The sequence below is a fragment of the Nocardioides panacihumi genome, from assembly GCF_039530925.1.
In the GTDB taxonomy this organism is placed as follows: Bacteria; Actinomycetota; Actinomycetes; order Propionibacteriales; family Nocardioidaceae; genus Nocardioides; species Nocardioides panacihumi.
In genome coordinates this window covers 707,431-725,476 of record NZ_BAAAPB010000001.1, presented here as the reverse complement: position 1 = coordinate 725,476, position 18,046 = coordinate 707,431, and the positions used below count along the sequence as shown (strand labels likewise).

General features: G+C 71.2%; 18 protein-coding genes and 3 tRNA genes. 15 read left to right on the top strand and 6 right to left on the bottom strand.

Annotated features, from left to right (window positions below; all coding sequences use genetic code 11):
- Positions 1-11: 11 nt before the first annotated feature.
- The 3 genes from ABD205_RS03505 to mobA all read right to left on the bottom strand — a co-directional run bounded on the left by ABD205_RS03505 (position 12) and on the right by mobA (position 2,393).
- Positions 12-566 (bottom strand): bacterial proteasome activator family protein, encoded by a 555-nt coding sequence (locus tag ABD205_RS03505; RefSeq protein WP_344042450.1) that lies wholly within the window; start codon positions 564-566, stop codon positions 12-14.
- Entirely contained in the window at positions 563-1,555 is a 993-nt protein-coding gene (locus ABD205_RS03500) for an NAD(P)H-quinone oxidoreductase (RefSeq protein WP_344042448.1), read from the bottom strand. Before ABD205_RS03500 ends, ABD205_RS03505 begins: the two co-directional genes overlap by 4 nt.
- Positions 1,556-1,835: 280 nt before the next feature.
- Positions 1,836-2,393 carry a molybdenum cofactor guanylyltransferase gene (gene mobA / locus ABD205_RS03495; protein WP_344042446.1) on the bottom strand — a complete coding sequence of 186 codons (558 nt, stop codon included), beginning with the start codon at positions 2,391-2,393 and terminating at the stop codon, positions 1,836-1,838.
- Positions 2,394-2,417: 24 nt separating this feature from the next.
- On the opposite strand from mobA, the gene ABD205_RS03490 reads away from it, so the two are divergent.
- From ABD205_RS03490 to ABD205_RS03475, 4 genes are all read left to right on the top strand, one after another.
- Complete coding sequence (locus tag ABD205_RS03490) at positions 2,418-3,188, top strand: carbon-nitrogen hydrolase family protein (RefSeq protein ID WP_344042444.1); 771 nt, start codon at positions 2,418-2,420, stop codon at positions 3,186-3,188.
- A gap of 60 nt (positions 3,189-3,248) precedes the next feature.
- Positions 3,249-4,451, top strand: coding sequence for a hypothetical protein (locus ABD205_RS03485; RefSeq protein ID WP_344042442.1), 1,203 nt, complete (start codon positions 3,249-3,251; stop codon positions 4,449-4,451).
- A gap of 50 nt (positions 4,452-4,501) precedes the next feature.
- Complete coding sequence (locus tag ABD205_RS03480; protein WP_344042441.1) at positions 4,502-4,732, top strand: biotin/lipoyl-binding carrier protein; 231 nt, start codon at positions 4,502-4,504, stop codon at positions 4,730-4,732.
- Positions 4,733-4,762: 30 nt separating this feature from the next.
- Positions 4,763-4,850, top strand: a tRNA-Ser gene (locus ABD205_RS03475).
- A 14-nt stretch (positions 4,851-4,864) separates the two neighbouring features.
- Here the strand turns inward: ABD205_RS03475 and ABD205_RS03470 are convergent.
- On the bottom strand, positions 4,865-5,245 hold the full coding sequence (locus tag ABD205_RS03470; RefSeq protein WP_344042439.1) for a hypothetical protein: 381 nt from the start codon (positions 5,243-5,245) through the stop codon (positions 4,865-4,867).
- 78 nt (positions 5,246-5,323) lie between these two features.
- Between ABD205_RS03470 and ABD205_RS03465 the strand changes: the two genes are divergently transcribed.
- Positions 5,324-5,791 (top strand): hypothetical protein, encoded by a 468-nt coding sequence (locus tag ABD205_RS03465; protein ID WP_344042437.1) that lies wholly within the window; start codon positions 5,324-5,326, stop codon positions 5,789-5,791.
- 70 nt (positions 5,792-5,861) lie between these two features.
- Here the strand turns inward: ABD205_RS03465 and ABD205_RS03460 are convergent, their stop codons facing one another.
- The gene (locus tag ABD205_RS03460; RefSeq protein WP_344042435.1) at positions 5,862-7,811 is read right to left on the bottom strand and encodes an APC family permease; all 1,950 of its coding nucleotides are present in this window, start codon (positions 7,809-7,811) and stop codon (positions 5,862-5,864) included.
- 145 nt (positions 7,812-7,956) lie between these two features.
- Between ABD205_RS03460 and ABD205_RS03455 the strand changes: the two genes are divergently transcribed.
- The 9 genes from ABD205_RS03455 (at position 7,957) to ABD205_RS03415 (ending at position 16,625) form a co-directional block, all read left to right on the top strand.
- Positions 7,957-8,337 (top strand): hypothetical protein, encoded by a 381-nt coding sequence (locus ABD205_RS03455; protein ID WP_344042433.1) that lies wholly within the window; start codon positions 7,957-7,959, stop codon positions 8,335-8,337.
- 76 nt (positions 8,338-8,413) lie between these two features.
- On the top strand, positions 8,414-8,503 hold the full coding sequence (gene kdpF, locus ABD205_RS03450) for a K(+)-transporting ATPase subunit F (protein WP_344042431.1): 90 nt from the start codon (positions 8,414-8,416) through the stop codon (positions 8,501-8,503).
- 2 nt (positions 8,504-8,505) lie between these two features.
- Positions 8,506-10,167 carry a potassium-transporting ATPase subunit KdpA gene (kdpA, locus tag ABD205_RS03445; protein WP_344042429.1) on the top strand — a complete coding sequence of 554 codons (1,662 nt, stop codon included), beginning with the start codon at positions 8,506-8,508 and terminating at the stop codon, positions 10,165-10,167.
- A gap of 5 nt (positions 10,168-10,172) precedes the next feature.
- The gene (gene kdpB, locus ABD205_RS03440; protein ID WP_425572784.1) at positions 10,173-12,263 is read left to right on the top strand and encodes a potassium-transporting ATPase subunit KdpB; all 2,091 of its coding nucleotides are present in this window, start codon (positions 10,173-10,175) and stop codon (positions 12,261-12,263) included.
- A 20-nt stretch (positions 12,264-12,283) separates the two neighbouring features.
- Positions 12,284-12,889, top strand: coding sequence for a potassium-transporting ATPase subunit KdpC (gene kdpC / locus ABD205_RS03435; protein WP_344042425.1), 606 nt, complete (start codon positions 12,284-12,286; stop codon positions 12,887-12,889).
- Between the two features lie 7 nt (positions 12,890-12,896).
- Positions 12,897-15,470: a DUF4118 domain-containing protein gene (locus tag ABD205_RS03430; RefSeq protein ID WP_344042423.1), complete on the top strand. Its 2,574-nt coding sequence runs from the start codon at positions 12,897-12,899 to the stop codon at positions 15,468-15,470.
- The gene (locus tag ABD205_RS03425) at positions 15,467-16,144 is read left to right on the top strand and encodes a response regulator (RefSeq protein WP_344042421.1); all 678 of its coding nucleotides are present in this window, start codon (positions 15,467-15,469) and stop codon (positions 16,142-16,144) included. The genes ABD205_RS03430 and ABD205_RS03425 overlap by 4 nt, the downstream gene beginning before the upstream one ends.
- A 46-nt stretch (positions 16,145-16,190) precedes the next feature.
- Positions 16,191-16,284 (top strand) — tRNA-Ser (locus ABD205_RS03420).
- 218 nt (positions 16,285-16,502) lie between these two features.
- On the top strand, positions 16,503-16,625 hold the full coding sequence (locus ABD205_RS03415; RefSeq protein ID WP_344042419.1) for a hypothetical protein: 123 nt from the start codon (positions 16,503-16,505) through the stop codon (positions 16,623-16,625).
- Between the two features lie 124 nt (positions 16,626-16,749).
- On the opposite strand, the gene ABD205_RS03410 is transcribed toward ABD205_RS03415, so the two are convergent.
- Positions 16,750-17,754, bottom strand: coding sequence for a LuxR family transcriptional regulator (locus tag ABD205_RS03410; RefSeq protein ID WP_344042417.1), 1,005 nt, complete (start codon positions 17,752-17,754; stop codon positions 16,750-16,752).
- 130 nt (positions 17,755-17,884) lie between these two features.
- Here ABD205_RS03410 and ABD205_RS03405 point away from each other — a divergent pair.
- A tRNA-Arg gene (locus tag ABD205_RS03405) sits at positions 17,885-17,957 on the top strand.
- Positions 17,958-18,046 lie beyond the last annotated feature (89 nt).

Here is an 18,046-nt window from a genome sequence, read left to right as displayed (position 1 = left end):
CGCGCAACCGCCTAGAGGTACATCCCGCCCGACTGCCCCTGCTGCCCGGGCTGGCCCGGCTGCTCGGGCGGCTGCTCGCCGGGCGGCTGCTGCGGCATCATGCCCGGCGGCAGGCCACGCCGGATCTGCTCGAACTGTGCGCGGGCCGCGACCTGCTGGGCGTAGATCGCCGTCTGGATCCCGTGGAAGAGTCCCTCGAGCCAGCCGACCAGCTGGGCCTGGGCGATGCGGAGCTCGCTCTCGGACGGCACCCGGTCGTCGGTGAACGGCAGCGCGAGCCGGTCGAGCTCCTCGACGAGCTCGGGGGCGAGGCCCTGCTCGAGCTCCTTGATCGAGGACTCGTGGATCTCCTTGAGACGGGTGCGGGAGGCCTCGTCGAGCGGCGCGGCCTTCACCTCCTCGAGGAGCTGACGGATCATCGAGCCGATCCGCATCACCTTCGCAGGCTGCTCCACGAGCTCGGTGATGCTGCGCTCGCCGTCGTCGTCCGCCTGCTCCGGGGCGGGCGGCGTGACGGTGACCGGGCGGCCGTCGGGACCGATGACCACTACCTGCTCCTCGCTCATGCGTCCACCCTAGAGGCCTTCAGCAGCAGCTTGCCGGTGTGATCTCCCGACGTCATCCGCTCGTGGGCGGCCGCGGCCTGCTCCAGCGGGAAGACGCCGTCGATGATCGGCCTGACCTTGCCCGCCTCGACCAGCGGCCAGACGTGCTCGACGACCTCCGCGCAGATGGCGGACTTGCCCCGCGGCCCGTCGGTGGGCCGGCTCCGCAGCGTCGTACCGATGACCGAGGCACGCTTGCGCATCAGCGCGTTGATGTCGAGCTCCGCCTTCGCGCCGCCCTGGAGCCCGATGATGGTGAGCCGCCCGCCGTCGGCCAGGGCGTCGACGTTGCGGGAGAGGTACTTCGCGCCCATGTTGTCGAGGATGACGTCGGCGCCGCCGCGTTCGCGTGCGATCTCGACGAAGTCCTCGTCGTGGTAGTCGATCACCTCGTCCGCGCCCAGCGCGCGGCAGAACTCGCGCTTGTCCGCCGTCCCGGCCGTGGTGAGCACCGTGGCGCCGAGCGCCTTGCCGAGCTGGATGGCGAAGCTGCCGATCCCGCCGGCGCCGCCGTGCACCAGCAGGGTGTCGCCGGGCCGGAGGCCGGCCGTCATGACGATGTTGGACCAGACGGTGCAGGCCACCTCAGGGAGCGCCGCCGCCTGGACGAGAGGTACGCCGGCCGGCGCCCGCATCACCTGGCCGGCCGGGACGGCCACCTTCTCGGCGTACCCCCCGCCGGCGAGCAGCGCACAGACCTCGTCGCCCACCGCCCAGCCGCTGACACCGTCGCCCAGCGCGGCGATCGTGCCGCTGCACTCCATGCCGATGATGTCCGACGCCCCGGGCGGCGGCGGGTAGAACCCCTGCCGCTGCAGCAGGTCGGCCCGGTTGAGCCCTGCGGCCGCGACTGTGATGAGGACCTCGCCCGGTCCCGGCACCGGATCCGGCAGATCGGCGACGGTGAGGACCTCGGGGCCTCCGGGCTCGGCGGTGACGATCGCTCGCATGCCCCCAGGCTAGGCGCTGGTCCCCGACCGCCCGGACGTCATACGAGTTGGTCGCTCTGACCGCCATCTCGTATGACGTCCCCCCGACCGCCCGGACGTCATACGACTCGGTGGTCCGGGCCGCCAGCTCGTATGACGTCCCCCCGACCGCCCGGACGTCATACGACTCGGTCGCTCTGACCGCCATCTCGTATGACGTCCCGCCGACCGCCGGCCCCGACGTCATACGAGTCGGTTGCTCTGGCCGCCAGCTCGTAGGACGTCCCGCCAACAGGAACCGTCAGCCCAGATCTCGCAGGTCGTCCCACGTGTCGACGTCGCGGTGTTCGTCGCCGATCGACGCCACCTCGACGAGGTCAACCGGCGCCAGCAACCGCCACAACGCGAGGCCGTGCTGGCGCTCGTGGTCGGGACGGATCTCCTGCAGCCGGGCGCTTGAGACGACCAGCGCGAGCTGGCGCCGGCCGTCGGGACCGACCAGGACCGCGCCGTCGCGGTCGGCGGCGGCGTCGGTCAGGCGACGCAGCGTCGCCATGGTCAGCCGCGGCATGTCGACGGCGACGACGGCGACGTACGCCGGCACGTCCAGCAGCGCGTCGAGACCGGTCAGCAGGCCGGCCGCCGGGCCGCCGTACCGCGGACTCTCCCGGGTGAACGTCACCGGCCGCTCGGTCGGCACCGGATCGCCGACGACGACGACCTCACGCGCGTCGACGACCGCGTCGAGGGCCCGGGCGAGCAGCGTGCGGCCGCCGACCTCGATGCCGGCCTTGTCGGCGCCCTCGAGCCGCGCGCCGCGTCCGCCGGCTAGCACGACGGCGGACCACGGCAGCAGCATGACCGTGGATCCTAGAGTGGCCACATGACCACGTGGGACCACCTCGACGTCGCCCTGGTGCAGGCCGCAGCCGACATCGCGCCCGGCAAGAACCGCGTACGCCTCGACGAGCTCGCCCCGAGGGACGTCGACCTGGTCGTCTTCCCGGAGGCGTTCGCGCGCGACTTCGGCTCCGCGGACGACGACCTGGCGCCCGACGCGGAGACCCTCGACGGCCCGTTCGCCACCGAGCTCGCCCGGGTGGCCGCCGACCGGGGCAGCACGGTCGTCGCGGGCATGTTCGAGGCGGCTGACGGCCACCCGTTCAACACGCTCCTGACGACCGACGGGGCGAGGTCGCGCGGATATCGGAAGATCCACCTCTACGACTCCTTCGGCTACCGCGAGTCCGACCGGCTCTCCGCGGGCCCCGTCGAGCCCGTGCTCGTCGAGGTCGGCGGCGCGACCGTCGGCCTGATGACCTGCTACGACCTCCGCTTCCCCGAGCTGGCCCGGGCGCTCGTCGCCGCCGGCGCGGAGATCCTGGTCGTGCCGGCGGCGTGGGTCGCGGGCGAGCGCAAGGTCGACCACTGGCGGACGCTGGCGCGGGCGCGCGCGATCGAGAACACCGCGTACGTCGTCGCGGCCGGCCAGCCCGCGCCCCGCTACTGCGGCCACTCGATCGTCGTGGATCCGCTCGGCGACGTCCTGGTCGAGGCTGGCCCGGACGAGGAGGTCGTGACGGCCCGGCTCGAGCGCTCGGTGATCGAGCGTGCCCGCGAGGTCAACCCCAGCCTCGCCAACCGCCGCATGTGACGAGCCCGGGGTCGCCGCCGACAGCGATACCTGTGGGTGCGTCCTCTAACCTTTCCTGCCGTGAGCAGAGCCGTTCCCCGTCGACGAGCCGAGCCGGCTCGTGGAGCCGGTGGACGGCGCGCGACCCAGCGCCACGGCACCGGTGGGCGTGCCCCCGGGACCCGGCGGGCGGACGCTCCGGCGATCATCGAGCACCTCGACCCGCCGGTGCGCCGCACCGTCGCGCTCGAGGGTCCTGCGGCACCTGCCGCGGTCGAGCCGGCGGAGAGCACCCAGGCGCCCTGGTTCGAGATCGTCCTCTGGGCGGTCGTCGTCGCGGCCGGGCTCGGAGCGCTCGTCGCCGGCATGCTGCCGGTCGGGCCGAGCTGGCTGCCGGGTGCCGGGGCGGTGGCCGTCGCGACGGCGTACACCTGGGTCCTCGCTGCCCGCACCGGCGGACGCCCGGTGGTCTTCAGCGTGCTGACGGCGGTTGCCGGGGTGGTCACGCTCGCCCTCGACAACGACGAGCTGTGCACTGGCGCGGCGGTCGTCACGGCCGCCATCTCGGCGGTGCTCGGCGTGGTCATCACCGTGCCGGCGGTGCGGTTCATCGATGCCGTACGTGAGACCTGCATCGCCGTCGGCGTCGCCGCGATCGGTGCGGTGGCGGTGCTCGGCTTCCAGCCGCAGGTCGACGTCACGAGGTTCGAGTACGCCGTCCTCGTGCTCTCCCTCCTCTGCGCGTTCACGCTCGTCTACCGGCTCGGCGCGGGCTTGCACGGGCTCGGCACCCGCGGCCTGTTCATCGTGCTCTTCGGTGCCCTCGTCCTCGTCGTGACGCTGCTCTACGCCGAGATGCTGCGTCGCTACGGCACTCCCGACCTGGTCACCACGCTCCTCGACGGCGTGCACTGGAGCCGCGATACCCTCGGCGCGTTCCCGCGGCCGATCGAAGCGGTGCTCGGCGTGCCCGCGCTGGTGTGGGGCACCCACATGCGGGCGCGACGCCGACAGGGCTGGTGGGTGTGCGCCTTCGGCGTGGCCGGCACCGCCGCGGTCTCCGACGCCCTCGTGAACCCGGCGATCACGGTCGTCGAGTCCGCGCTCTCGGTGTTCTACGGCCTCGTGATCGGACTCGTCATCGGCTACGTCGTGGTCCGCATCGACCTCGCCGTGAGCGGCGCGCGTGGCGGCGGTCGGGCCGTCGGACGCCGCGGGCGCCGTGCCGAGGAGGCCGAGAGCGCCGTACGACCCGAGCCGAAGCGGACCGACGCGCTCCTCTGACCGTCGCCCCCATGCGGTCATACGCGCCGGTAACGGATAACGTCCGTGGTGTGCCGAGGGAGAGTGTGACCGCGATCGTCGCGGAGATGGTCGCGAACGTCATCGAGGTGACGGTCGAGGTCGGCGCGTCCGTGGACGCCGGCGACGCCGTGGCGCTGCTGGAGTCGATGAAGATGGAGATCCCCGTCATCGTCGAGCACGGCGGTGTGGTGCGCGCCATCAAGGTCGCTCCGGGCGACGTCGTCCAGGAGGGCGACGTGCTGATCGAGCTCACCACCTGAGGGTTGACTAGTCTTCCGTCCTAGCACCGGGGATGGTTGGCAGAGCGGACGATTGCACTCGCCTTGAAAGCGAGCGTGCCGAGAGGCACCGGGGGTTCGAATCCCTCACCATCCGCCAAGGACCGAGCGTGCTCAGTCCTCCCCGCCGAGCTCCAGCTCGACGTCGTCGTACACGAGGTCGTGGACCCGTTGGACGTGGTGCGCGATGTCCATCACGAGCCGCTTGAGGTCGCGCCGGACCGCCTCGGCGTCGGGCACCTCGAGCACCGCCGGCGTGAGGTGGCTGAGCCGGGCGAGCAGCGCGTTGCGCTCGCGGAAGGCGGCACCGCCGCGGGCGGCGAGCCAGCCGTCCTGCGAGCCCATCGTCTCCGCGACGAGCCGGTCGCGGACGATCACGAGGCGCTGCCGCACCGACCACCGCCAGTTCCCGAGCGGTACGCCGGCACCGCGGGGTGCGTCGAGGGCGTGATCGAGAGCGCGCAGTGCGTCGGACGTGTCGCCGGCGACAGCCATGCCCACAGTGTGAGCCAGCGCACTTCGCCCCACAACCCCGATGCCGGCCCTGGGCGGCCTCCGGGGGACAATCGCGCCATGTCAGCGCAGGACCCGCAGCAGCAGACCGTCGACTACCGCCTCGCCCCCCTCGTGACGGCCCGGTTCGTCGGGCTCTACCTGGTGATGCTGGCCGTCCTCGTCTTCGCCGCCACCGCGGTCGTCTTCGCGACCGGCTGGTCCGGCGACATCCTGCTCGTCCTGGCGCTCGTGGGTCTGGTCGGCCTCGGCGGCGCAGGGTGGTGGCTGCGGACCCACGCGTACGTCCTGCGCGCCACCCCCGACGGCTACACGGTCCGGATGATCCGTGGCGCCGGCGTGAAGGCCGCCCGCTGGACCCAGGTCGAGGACGCCGTCACGACGACGATCCACGACGAGCCGTGCGTCGTGCTGCGGCTCAAGGACGGCGGCACCACCACGATCCCCGTCTCGGTGCTGGCCGTCGACAACGACCAGTTCGTCGTCGAGCTGCAGCAGCACCTGCAGCGCGGCCACCGCCTGAAGTAGCCCGCCCGGGACGTCATACGAGCTGGCTGTCAGAGCAACCACCCCGTATGACGTCCGGGCAGCGCTTCGCTCAGCCGGCGTGCAGGTGCGGCCTGCGGCTGCGGTCCGGCTCGGCCCGTCGCAGCACCTCCCGGGTCACCGGGGCGACCTCGCCGGCGCCGAAAAGCAGGAACTTGAGCAGGTTCAGCGCCGGACTGCCCTCGGTCCACTCGAAGTAGATGTGCGGGCGGGCGTGCGTCTTGTCGCGCAGGTCGAGCAGCAGCGCGGCGAGCGCGTTCGGCACCGACGGCGCCTCGACGGTCAGCACCCGGTAGTGGTCGTGCAGCACCTCGCCGCGCACCATCAGCGCGCCCTCGAAGTCGCTGTAGTCCTTGACGGTCACCTCGACGAAGACGAGGTCCGAGGTGTCGGGCAGGTCGTGGTCGTCGGCGATCTGGCGCAGCTTCTCGCGATACTCCTCGATGTCGCGGGGGCCGGGCTCGTTCGCGACCAGCCGGAGGGCGCGGCGGGAGCAGTCGCGGATGAAGCGCTCCGCCTTGGCGTCGTACTCGATCTCGATGGTGCGCAGCTCCAACGCCCTCACCAGGCGGGAGAGCAGGGAGACGAGGATGATCGCGGCGATGAAGCAGGCGCCGATCTTCAGGCCGTCGGGGCGCTCGGCCACGTTGGTGATGGTCGTGTAGACGAAGACCAGCGAGACGACTCCGAAGGCGATCGTCTGGAACCGCTGCCGGGCCTTCCGCGCCGCCAGCGTCACCGCCACCGCGGCCGACGTGATCAGGACGAGTACGCCGGTGGCGTAGGCGCCGCCCTGGGCGTCGACGCTGGCGTCGAAGATCCACGTGATCAGGAAGCCGACGGCGGTCAGCACCATGACGAGCGGACGTACGGCGCCCGCCCACTCCGGCGACATGCCGTACCTCGGCAGGTAGCGCGGGATCAGGTTCAGCATGCCGGCCATCGCCGAGGCGCCGGCGAACCACAGGATCGCGATCGTCGAGACGTCGTAGACGGTGCCGAAGCCCTCGCCGACGTAGGTGTGGGCGAGGAAGGCGAGGGCGCGGCCGTTCGCCTTGCCGCCGGCCTCGAACTGGTCGGCCGGGATCAGCACGGTGGTCAGCAGGCTCGAGCAGAGCAGGTAGACGCTCATGATGATCGCGGCGGTCGTGAGCAGCTTCTTGGTGTTGCGGATCCGCCCGGCGGGCGACACCTCGCGGTCGCCGGCGTCCCCGCGCACGTGCGGCATCACGGCGACACCCGTCTCGAAGCCGGACAGGCCCAGCGCCAGCTTGGGGAAGAGCGTGAGGGCGATCGCGATCATCACGAAGACGTTGCCGTGCTCGGTGACGAGAGCCGCCCGCCAGTCGGTGACCAGGTGGCCGTGCTCGACCAGGTGGACGGCCGAGACCACGATCACGACGAGGTTGAGGGCGAGGTAGATCACGACGAGGACGAGCGCGATCCCGATGGCCTCCTTGAAGCCCTTGAGGAAGACGCCGCCCAGCATCGCCAGCAGGACGAGGGTGATCAGCATCTGGTGACCGTCGAGGAACGACGGCGTGTGCGGGTTCTCGATGAGGTGCACGCTGGCGTCGGCCGCCGACAGCGTCGTGGTGACGATGAAGTCCGTGAGCGCGAAGCCCAGAAGCGCGAGGACGAAGAGCTTGCCGCGCCAGAACGGCAGCAGTCGCTCCAGCATCGCGATCGAGCCCTGGCCGTGCGGGCTCTCCTCGGCCACGCGGCGGTAGACCGGGAGGGCGCCGAGCAGGGTCAGCAGCACGAGGATGACCGTCGCCAGCGGGCTGAGCAGCCCGGCGGCCAGGTAGGCGATGCCGGGCTGGTAGCCGAGGGTGGAGAAGTAGTCGAGGCCGGTGAGGCACATGACCTTCCACCACGGCTCCGGCTTGTCGCCGTGCGCCTGGGTCGCGTGCGGGCCGGCGTGGCTGGTGGCCGCCTCGGGGCGGTAGAACAACCACTCCTTGAAGCCGGAGCGCGCGGGCTCGCGCAGCGAGATGCTCATATCTCCATCCAACTGTGGAGCGGGCTCGGCGCACTGTGCCCTAACGCGCTCCTAACACCGGCCCCGGCGTTAGGGGCACGTTAGCCCTCGTTAGCGACGCGTTAGCACCCCACCGCTCGGGCCCGGAGCGGCCTTGACTGGTGTCGTGTCCACCAGACCTCATCCTCTCGACCAGGTCGAGATCCGCTTCGGGATCGGCGGCGGCGTCCTCGTGCTGACCACGCTCGCCAGCCGCCTCGCCGGTCTCGACGAGCAGTACGCCGCCCTGGCGCTCCTCAGCGTCACGGCCGTCCTCGGCGCCACTGTCGGCCGTGTCCGGGCCGCCGTGCTCGGCCTGACCGCCTGGGCCCTGCTCACCGGCTTCGTGACGCACCGCTACGGCGTCCTCACGTTCGCCCCCTCCGACCTCCTGCTGATGACCGCGCTCGTCGCGACGGCCGTCGGAGGCAGCTCCGTCGTCCAGCGCGCATCACACCCGACGCGCTCGGTCCCGGCCCCGCGGTCGTCGTACGGGAGGACCGCATGAGCGACGTCCTCTACCTCGTCCTGACGCTCGCGTTCTTCGTGCTCACCTTCCTCGTCCTCAAGGCGTTGGAGCGACTGTGAGCGCCGAGAACCTGATCGCGCTGATCGTGAGCATCGCCCTCCTCGGCTACCTGCTGGTGGCCCTCGTCCTGCCGGAGAGGTTCTAGAGATGAGCGACACCTCGGCCGGCCTGCTCCAGGTCGGCCTCCTCCTCCTCGCCCTCGCGCTGTGCTACCGACCGCTCGGTGGCTACATGACGCGCGTCTTCACCTCGGAGCGCGACCTGCGCGTGGAGCGGGTGATCTACCGCCTCGTCGGGGTCGACCCCCGCGCCGACCAGCGCTGGCCGGCGTACGCCGCCTCCGTGCTGGCGTTCTCCTTCGTCAGCCTGGTCCTCCTCTACGGACTGCTCCGGATGCAGGCGCACCTGCCGCTCTCGATCGGCATGGCCGGCGTCGACCCGGCGCTCGCCTTCAACACCGCGGCGTCGTTCGTGACCAACACCAACTGGCAGGCCTACTCCGGCGAGTCCGCGATGGGCCACCTCGCCCAGATGGCCGGACTGGCGGTGCAGAACTTCGTCTCCGCCGCCGTCGGCCTCTCGGTGGCCGTCGCGCTGATCCGCGGGTTCACCCGCTCGCGCACCGACCGGCTCGGCAACTTCTGGGTCGACCTGACGCGGGCCTGCATCCGGATCCTGCTGCCGCTCGCGGTGGTCGCGACGGTGGTCCTCATCATCGCGGGAGCGGTCCAGAACCTCTCCGCAGGCACCGACATCTCCACGCTGGCCGGCGGGCACCAGACGATCACCGGCGGCCCGGTCGCCTCCCAGGAGGCCATCAAGGAGCTCGGCACCAACGGCGGCGGCTACTACAACGCCAACTCCGCGCACCCGTTCGAGAACCCGAACCCGTTCACCAACTGGTTCGAGATCCTCCTCCTCCTGCTCGTCCCGGTCTGTCTCACGCGCACCTTCGGCGAGATGGTGGGGGACAAGCGACAGGGGTACGCCGTCCTCGGCGTCATGGCGACCATCTGGGGTGTCCTCGTCGCCGCGGTCACGGCGCTCGAGGTCCACCACTCCGGAAGCGCGCTGCGGGCCGCCGGCGCGGCGATGGAGGGCAAGGAGACCAGGTTCGGCGAATGGGCCTCGGCCCTGTTCGCCGTCTCGACCACCGGTACGTCGACCGGCGCGGTGGACTCGTTCCACTCGTCGTACACGGGCGTCGGCGGCGGCCTGCTCATCCTCAACATGGGCCTCGGCGAGATCGCCCCCGGCGGTGTCGGGACCGGCCTCTACAGCATGCTCGTGCTGGCGATCATGACGGTCTTCGTCGCGGGCCTGATGGTCGGCCGCACCCCGGAGTACCTCCGCAAGAAGGTCACCGCGCGGGAGATGAAGCTGGTCGCCCTCAACATCCTCACGATGCCGCTCCTGGTGCTGATCGGCACCGGCGTCGCGATGTCCTTCGCCGGTCCGCGCTCCTCGATGCTCAACGGCGGACCACACGGCCTGTCCGAGGTGCTCTACGCCTTCATGTCCGCCTCGAACAACAACGGCTCGGCGTTCGCCGGACTGTCGGCCAACACCGACTTCTACAACGTCGCGCTCGGCCTGTGCATGCTCGCAGGCCGGTTCCTCCCGATCGTGCTCGTCCTCGCCCTCGCGGGCTCGCTGGCACGTCAGACGGAGGTGCCCCGCACCGGCGGCACGCTCCCGACCCACGGACCACTCTTCGTCGGGATGCTCGCCGGGGTCGCGGTCATCGTGGCCGGTCTGACCTTCTTCCCCGCTCTCGCACTCGGTCCTCTCGCGGAAGGCCTCGCATGACCACCCTGACCACGCACCCCGCTCCCGCTCCTGCCCAGGGCGCCTCCGCGCACCGGGTCGCCGGCGGCCTGCTCGATCCCCGGATGCTGCTGACGTCCCTGCCGGACGCGCTGCGCAAGCTCGACCCACGGGTCATGGCGCGCAACCCGGTGATGTTCGTGGTCGAGGTCGGCGCCGCCTTCTCGACGGTCTCGGCGGTGCTCCGACCCAGCGTGTTCGCCTGGACCGTGGTGGTCTGGCTGTGGCTGACGGTGATCTTCGCCAACCTGTCCGAGGCGGTCGCCGAGGGCCGTGGCAAGGCGCAGGCCGCCACGCTGCGGCGCGCCAAGACGGAGACGACGGCCCGCCTGGTGGCGAGCGCCGGCGAGCGGATCGAGACCTCGGAGATCCCGGCGTCCCAGCTCCGGGTCGGCGACCGGGTCGTCGTCGAGGCCGGACAGGTGATCCCCGGTGACGGCGACGTCGTCGAGGGCGTGGCGAGCGTCGACGAGTCGGCCATCACCGGCGAGTCGGCGCCGGTGATCCGGGAGTCGGGCGGCGACCGCAGCTCGGTGACCGGCGGCACCCGGGTCCTCTCGGACCGGATCGTCGTGGAGATCACCGCGAAGCCCGGCGAGAGCTTCATCGACAAGATGATCGCCCTCGTCGAGGGCGCCAGCCGGCAGAAGACGCCGAACGAGATCGCCCTCAACATCCTGCTCGCCTCGCTGACCATCGTCTTCCTGGCGGCGACCGCGACGTTGCAGCCGTTCGCGATCTACTCCGGCGCCGAGCAGTCGATCGTCGTCCTCGTCGCGTTGCTCGTCTGCCTCATCCCGACCACGATCGGCGCGCTGCTGAGCGCGATCGGCATCGCCGGCATGGACCGCCTCGTGCAGCACAACGTGCTCGCCATGTCGGGCCGTGCGGTCGAGGCGGCCGGAGACGTCAACACACTGCTGCTCGACAAGACCGGGACGATCACGCTCGGCAACCGTCAGGCGAGCGAGCTCCTGCCGGTCGGCGACTGCAGCGCGGCGGTCCTGGCGGACGCCGCGCAGCTCTCCTCGCTGGCCGACGAGACCCCCGAGGGTCGCTCGATCGTCGTGCTGGCCAAGCGTGAGCACGGCCTGCGCGAGCGGTCGGCGGGTGAGCTGCCGAGCGCGCAGTTCGTCCCGTTCACCGCGCAGACCCGCATGTCGGGCGTCGACCTGCCCGGGCGGCGTGTCCGGAAGGGCGCGGCCGCGGCCGTGATGAAGTGGGTCCGCGAGAACGGCGGTCACCCGACCGAGGAGGTCGGCGGGATCGTCGACGCGGTCTCGACCGCGGGTGGCACCCCGCTGGTCGTCGCCGAGCACGTCGAGGGCCGGCCGGCGCGGGCGCTGGGCGTCGTACACCTCAAGGACATCGTCAAGGAGGGCATGCGCGAGCGCTTCGACGAGATGCGCCGGATGGGCATCCGCACGGTGATGATCACCGGCGACAACCCGCTCACCGCGCGTGCCATCGCCCAGGAGGCCGGCGTCGACGACTTCCTCGCCGAGGCGACCCCCGAGGACAAGATGGCGCTCATCAAGGCCGAGCAGGAGGGTGGACGGCTGGTCGCCATGACCGGCGACGGCACCAACGACGCGCCCGCGCTCGCGCAGGCCGACGTCGGAGTCGCGATGAACTCCGGCACCTCCAGCGCCAAGGAGGCCGGCAACATGGTCGACCTCGACTCCAACCCGACGAAGCTCATCGAGATCGTGGAGATCGGCAAGCAGCTGCTCATCACCCGCGGCTCGCTGACGACCTTCTCGATCGCGAACGACGTGGCGAAGTACTTCGCGATCATCCCGGCGATGTTCGCGGGCGTCTTCCCGGGCCTCGACAGGCTCAACGTCATGAAGCTGGCGACGCCGGAGTCGGCGATCCTGTCGGCGGTCATCTTCAACGCGCTGATCATCGTCGTCCTCATCCCGCTGGCCCTGCGCGGCGTCCGCTACACGCCGTCGTCGGCCGCGGCGATGCTGCGGCGCAACCTCGGGGTCTACGGCCTCGGGGGACTGGCCGCGCCGTTCGTCGGCATCAAGCTCATCGACCTCCTGGTGTCCCAGATCCCGGGCATCGGCTGACCCCCACGAGAGAGACGAACATGCCCACCTCAGTCCTCAGGACCGCCCTGCGTCACGGCTGGGCCGGCGCACGGATGATCCTCGTGATGACCGTGATCCTCGGGATCGCCTACCCGCTGCTGATGACCGGCTTCGCCCAGGTCGTCGTCCCGCACCGGGCCGACGGCTCCCCGGTGAGCCGCAGCGGCCGGGACGTCGGGTCCTCGCTCATCGGCCAGTCGTTCGCCGGCAGGCCGGACTACTTCCAGTCCCGCCCGTCGGCCGCGGGCGACGGCTACGACCCGCTGGCCTCCTCGGCGTCCAACCTCGGACCGACCAGCCCCGAGCTGGTCAAGGCCGTCGAGGAGCGCCGGGCAGCCGCGTCCCGGCTCGACGGGACCGACCCGGCGAAGGTCGCCCCCGACGCGCTCACCGCGAGCGGGTCGGGCCTCGACCCCGACATCAGTCCGGCGTACGCCGATCAGCAGGTCGGTCGCGTGGCCGCGGCGCGCCACCTCGACCCGGGCGTCGTACGCCGCCTGGTGGATGCGAGCACCACGCCGCGCACGCTCGGCTTCCTCGGCGAGCCACGCGTCAACGTGCTGATGCTCAACCTGGCCCTGGACCGCGAGTCCTCCGCGGGATGATGGCTGCATGACGAGAGGACGGCTGCGGGTCTATCTCGGCGCCGCTCCCGGCGTCGGGAAGACCTACGCGATGCTCGGCGAGGCCCGCCGCCGGGTCGACCGCGGCACCGACGTGGTCGTCGGGTTCGTCGAGACGCACGGTCGGCGGCACACCGCCGAGATGCTCGGCGGTCTCGAGGTGGTGCCGCGCCGGACGGTCCCCTACCGAGGCACGTCGCTGGAGGAGATGGACGTCGACGCGGTGCTCCGCCGCCGCCCGCAGGTCGCGCTGGTCGACGAGCTCGCGCACACGAACGCCCCCGGCACCCGCAACGAGAAGCGCTGGCAGGACGTCGAGGAGCTGCTCGAGGCCGGCATCGACGTCATCACGACCGTCAACGTCCAGCACCTCGAGTCCCTCAACGACGTCGTCGAGAAGATCACCGGCGTGGCCCAGCGCGAGACGGTCCCGGACGCCGTCGTCCGTGCCGCCGACCAGGTGGAGCTGGTCGACATGTCCGCGGAGGCGCTGCGGCGCCGGCTGGCGCACGGCAACGTCTACGCGCCGGACAAGGTCGACGCGGCCCTGTCGAACTACTTCCGTGCCGGCAACCTCACCGCGCTGCGCGAGCTGGCTCTGCTGTGGGTCGCGGACCGGGTCGACGACGCGCTCCAGCACTACCGCCAGCAGCACGACATCAGCGGCACCTGGGAGGCGCGTGAGCGGGTCGTGGTGGCGCTCAGCGGCGGCCCGGAGGGGGAGCACCTGATCCGGCGCGCGGCGCGCATCGCGGCGCGGTCGGGCGCGGGTGACCTGCTGGCGCTGCACATCAGCCGGTCGGACGGGCTGACGGGCGCCGACCCGGCGTACCTCAACGCGCAGCGGCAGCTCGTCGAGTCGCTGGGCGGCAGCTTCCACCAGGTGCTCGGCGACGACGTGTCGGAGGCGCTGCTCGTCTTCGCGCGCGCCGAGAACGCGACCCAGCTGGTGCTCGGCGACAGCCGCCGTCCGCGCTGGCAGACCGTGTTCAGCGGCACCGGCATCGGGAGCCAGACGATCCGGCGGTCCGGGGACATCGACGTCCACATCGTGACCCATGCGCACGTGGGGCGCGGCCGGCTGCTGCCGGAGTCGCGCGGCAGCCTCAGCGGCACGCGCCGGGCCCGCGGCTACCTGCTCGCCGTGGTGCTGCCGCTGGTGCTGACCGGCATCCTCACGCTCGTCGACGACGCCTTCCAGCTGAACTTCGCGAGCGACATGATGCTGTTCCTCATCATCGTGGTCGGCGTCGCGCTGGTCGGCGGCCTCGGTCCTGCCCTCGTGGCGGCGCTGCTCGGCTCGATGCTGCTCAACTACTTCTTCACGCCGCCGCTCTACACGCTGACCATCCAGAGCCGGAACAACGCGCTCGCGCTGTTCGTCTACGTGCTCGTGGGGCTGATGGTCTCCTCCGTGGTCGACGTCGCGGCCCGGCGTACCCGTGAGGCGGCGAGAGCCGTGGCGGAGTCGCACGTGCTCGCGAACCTCGCCGCCACGCCGGTCACCGGGCGACAGGCGCTGGACGACATGCTCGAGCGCTTCCGCGAGACGTTCAGCCTCGACTCGGTCGCGCTGCTCGAGGAGGACGACGACGGCGCCCGCAGGCTGGTGGGCTCTGCGGGCCCCTCCCCGGCGAGTACGCCGGAGCTGGCCGACCAGATCGTGCCGGCGACCGACACGGCGGTGCTCGCGCTCCGCGGGCAGCCGTTGACCGACTCCGACCAGCGCATCGCCCTGGTGTTCGCGGCCCGCACGGGGCAGGCCGTCGAGCAGATCCGGCTCGCCAAGGCCGCTGCCGAAGCCGCCCCGCTCGCCGAGGCGAACCGCGTCCGCACCGCGCTCCTGGCCGCGGTCGGCCACGACCTGCGCACCCCGCTCGCGACCGCCAAGGCGGTGGTCTCCGGGCTCCGGAGCCCCGATGTCGAGCTCGCGCCCGAGGACCGGGCCGAGCTGCTGGAGACCGCCGACGCAGCCCTCGACCGGCTCGCCGGGCTCGTCGACAACCTGCTGGACATGAGCCGGCTGCAGGTGGGTGCGATGCCGGTCCACCTGCGCCCGGTCGCCGTCGAGGAGGTGCTGACACGCGCGCTGGACGACCTGGGCGTCTCGCCCCGCTCCGTCATGCTGGAGCTCGCGGACGCGCTGCCGGCGGTCGTGGTCGACCCCGGCCTGCTCGAGCGGGTCATCGTCAACCTGGTGTCCAACGCCCAGCGCTACTCGCCGGCCGGCTCCCCGCCGCTGATCAGCGGCAGCAGCGTGCCCGGCCGCCTGGAGCTGCGCGTCGTCGACACCGGTCCGGGGATCCCGCCCCGGGAGCTCGAGAACGTCTTCCTGCCCTTCCAGCGTCTCGGTGACACCGACACGAGCACCGGGGTCGGCCTCGGGCTCGCCGTGTCACGCGGCCTCGTCGAGGCGATGGGTGGGACCCTCGAGCCGGAGGAGACTCCAGGAGGAGGTCTCACGATGGTCGTCTCGCTGCCGACGATCGACGAGCCGGCTCTCGAGGCCGTGCCCGACCCTGTCCTGGAGATGGTGCAGGTCGCGGAGGAGGGCGAGGCGTGACCCGGGTGCTGGTCGTCGACGACGAGCCGCAGATCCTGCGGACGCTCGCCATCAACCTGCGCGCACGCGGGTACGAGGTGGCGACCGCGGGCGACGGCGCGGAGGCCCTGGAGTCGGCCGTCGCGCACCCCCCGGACGTCGTCGTCCTCGACCTCGGCCTGCCCGACATGGACGGGTCGGCCGTCATCGAGGGCCTGCGCGGCTGGTCGTCCGTGCCGATCCTGGTGCTGTCCGGTCGCTCGGACAGCGCCGACAAGGTCGACGCGCTCGACGCCGGCGCGGACGACTACGTGACGAAGCCCTTCGGCATGGACGAGCTGCTGGCGCGGCTGCGGGCCATGGTGCGTCGTACGGCGCCGGCGAGCCCGGACGAGCCCGCGGTCTCCTTCGGCGACGTCGTCGTCGACCTCGCGGCGAAGCGGGTGACGGTCGCCGGCGCGGAGGTCAGGCTCACGCCGACCGAGTGGCACCTGCTGGAGGTGCTCGTGCGGCAGCCGGGCCGGCTGCTGGGGCAGCAGCAGCTCCTCACCGAGGTGTGGGGACCCGGCTACGAGACCGCGCAGGGCAACCTGCGCCTCTACATGGCCCAGCTGCGCCGCAAGCTCGAGCCCGACCCGTCACGACCACGCTACTTCCGCAACGAGCCGGGCATGGGCTACCGGTTCGAGCCCTGATTGGCCGCGCGCGGCTGGTGCCTTGTAACGTGTCCCACGCTGTCGGGGAGGCGTCGCCTAGTCAGGTCTATGGCGCCCGCCTGCTAAGCGGGTTTGGGGCTACAACCCCATCGAGGGTTCAAATCCCTCCGCCTCCGCCAGTGTGATGTCGCAGTCGACATCCAGAAGGTCCGGACCCACAATGAACGGGTCCGGACCTTCTGCGTTCCCGGCCATGTTGGCGACTGCGGAAGTTTGCAACTTTATGCAGTGCAGATTTTTGAGGGACCAAGGTCCTGCCTGGATCCCCGAGCACCCAGGGAGACTTGTGGCTACAAGGCGTCTCGGGCTGACCCCACGAGCATGACAAGGACACAAAATGAAGTTCGTTCGCAAGATTGGTGTCGTCGCGGCCGCATGCGCTGTCAGCTTCGGCCTTCTCGGGATCACCGCGCCCGCCCACGCCGACATGAGCTGGGGCATGGGTTCCATCCGTAAGTGACGCACGAGGACTTGGACGGGGCCTCACCACTCGAACCCCCCGAATGGGGCCGCCCGTTCGTAACGACGAAGGCAGTGACCACCCCCGGGTCACTGCCTTCGTCGTTGGTGCGATCCAGCCGCCGTCAGCCGTCGGTGTCATCCTCGGCGGTCAGGCCGAGCTGCCCGATCGTGTAGCCGAGCTGGAACCGGGTCTCAGCGTCGAACTCCTCCTTGAGGTCGGCGACGTAGCCGGCGTACGTGCGGGGGCTGACGCCCAGCCGCTTGGCCGAGACCGGGTCGGAGTGGCCCTCGATGAGCATCCGCATCGTCATCGCGCGCTGCTCCCTGGCGATGTGGCGCATCACCGTCGCGTCGCGCGCAGTGAAGGCGCGGGCGCGTTCCCACGACCGCATGAAGACGTCGACCAGATAGGCGACCACGGTCGGCTCCTTGATCGCGAGCGCGATGGTGTGGTCCTCGGTCGAGGGGATCAGGGCGATCCGGCGGTCGACCACGATCATCCGGTTGAAGAACTCGTCCAGGGTGCGCACCTCGCCGCCGATCTCGGTGATCGCGGCGACGTACTCCCTCGTCGCCGTGCTGCGCCGGGCGCTGTGCTGGTAGAGGGTGAGCAGCGAGACCCCGCGGGCCATCATCTGCTGCTCGCGCTCGAGGGTCCGCTCGAGACCGCCGCCGGTGTCACGACCGGTCTGCGGCTGAGCGGTGAGCACCTCTTCCTGGGCCTCGGCGCCGAGTCCTTCGATGAAGGCCACGATGTTCTGGCCGCGCAGGTAGGTGAACGGCCCGCGGTCGTCGGTGGCGGACGACTTGCGCCACGCCTGCGTCAGGGCCGTGAAGTTGCGGGTCCACTGGGAGGACTCCTGGAGCAGGCGCGCACCCTCCGCGCTGAGCGGCGCCACGACGCGCGACTGCGCGACGGTCGGGTCCTCCGGGATCCAGCGCCTGGTCTCGGGGTCCTGGTGGACGAGGCCCATCTCGACGAGCATGTCGAGCGCCCCGCGCTTCGGCGCGCCGGGGGCGATCCGTGCGTCGTCCGAGGCGAATCCGCCCTCGGTCGCGAGCTCCTCGTAGAGCGGGATCGACTCGCTCTCGAAGTGGGCACGTTCCTCAGCGCCGTAGCTCGTCAAGGCTTCGCCCCCTTCTCGATCAGGGGGATCCTTCCACAACGCGGGTGCGGTCCGGGCCGGCTCCCGGCGATTTCGAGATCGCCTGAGCGGTCCGCTATCCTCGACCAGTCTTGTGCAGCGCACGGGACATGCGCCTGTAGCTCAACGGATAGAGCATCTGACTACGGATCAGAAGGTTTGGGGTTCGAATCCCTACAGGCGCGCAGATCGATGAAGCCGGAGGTCAGCACGCTGACCTGCGGCTTCTGTCGTTTCAGAGGTACGCGGAGCGCACAGACCCTCCATCCAGCGA

What these genes read in the sequence shown, in the direction of transcription:
- ABD205_RS03430 (WP_344042423.1), top strand. Translation starts at nt 12,897, where the DNA reads ATGACGAGAGGACGGCTGCGGGTCTATCTCGGCGCCGCTCCCGGCGTC.
- ABD205_RS03460 (WP_344042435.1), bottom strand. Translation starts at nt 7,811, where the DNA reads ATGAGCATCTCGCTGCGCGAGCCCGCGCGCTCCGGCTTCAAGGAGTGG.
- ABD205_RS03415 (WP_344042419.1), top strand. Translation starts at nt 16,503, where the DNA reads ATGAAGTTCGTTCGCAAGATTGGTGTCGTCGCGGCCGCATGCGCTGTC.
- ABD205_RS03470 (WP_344042439.1), bottom strand. Translation starts at nt 5,245, where the DNA reads ATGGCTGTCGCCGGCGACACGTCCGACGCACTGCGCGCTCTCGATCAC.
- kdpA (WP_344042429.1), top strand. Translation starts at nt 8,506, where the DNA reads ATGAGCGACACCTCGGCCGGCCTGCTCCAGGTCGGCCTCCTCCTCCTC.
- ABD205_RS03490 (WP_344042444.1), top strand. Translation starts at nt 2,418, where the DNA reads ATGACCACGTGGGACCACCTCGACGTCGCCCTGGTGCAGGCCGCAGCC.
- kdpC (WP_344042425.1), top strand. Translation starts at nt 12,284, where the DNA reads ATGCCCACCTCAGTCCTCAGGACCGCCCTGCGTCACGGCTGGGCCGGC.
- ABD205_RS03505 (WP_344042450.1), bottom strand. Translation starts at nt 566, where the DNA reads ATGAGCGAGGAGCAGGTAGTGGTCATCGGTCCCGACGGCCGCCCGGTC.
- ABD205_RS03500 (WP_344042448.1), bottom strand. Translation starts at nt 1,555, where the DNA reads ATGCGAGCGATCGTCACCGCCGAGCCCGGAGGCCCCGAGGTCCTCACC.
- ABD205_RS03465 (WP_344042437.1), top strand. Translation starts at nt 5,324, where the DNA reads ATGTCAGCGCAGGACCCGCAGCAGCAGACCGTCGACTACCGCCTCGCC.
- mobA (WP_344042446.1), bottom strand. Translation starts at nt 2,393, where the DNA reads ATGCTGCTGCCGTGGTCCGCCGTCGTGCTAGCCGGCGGACGCGGCGCG.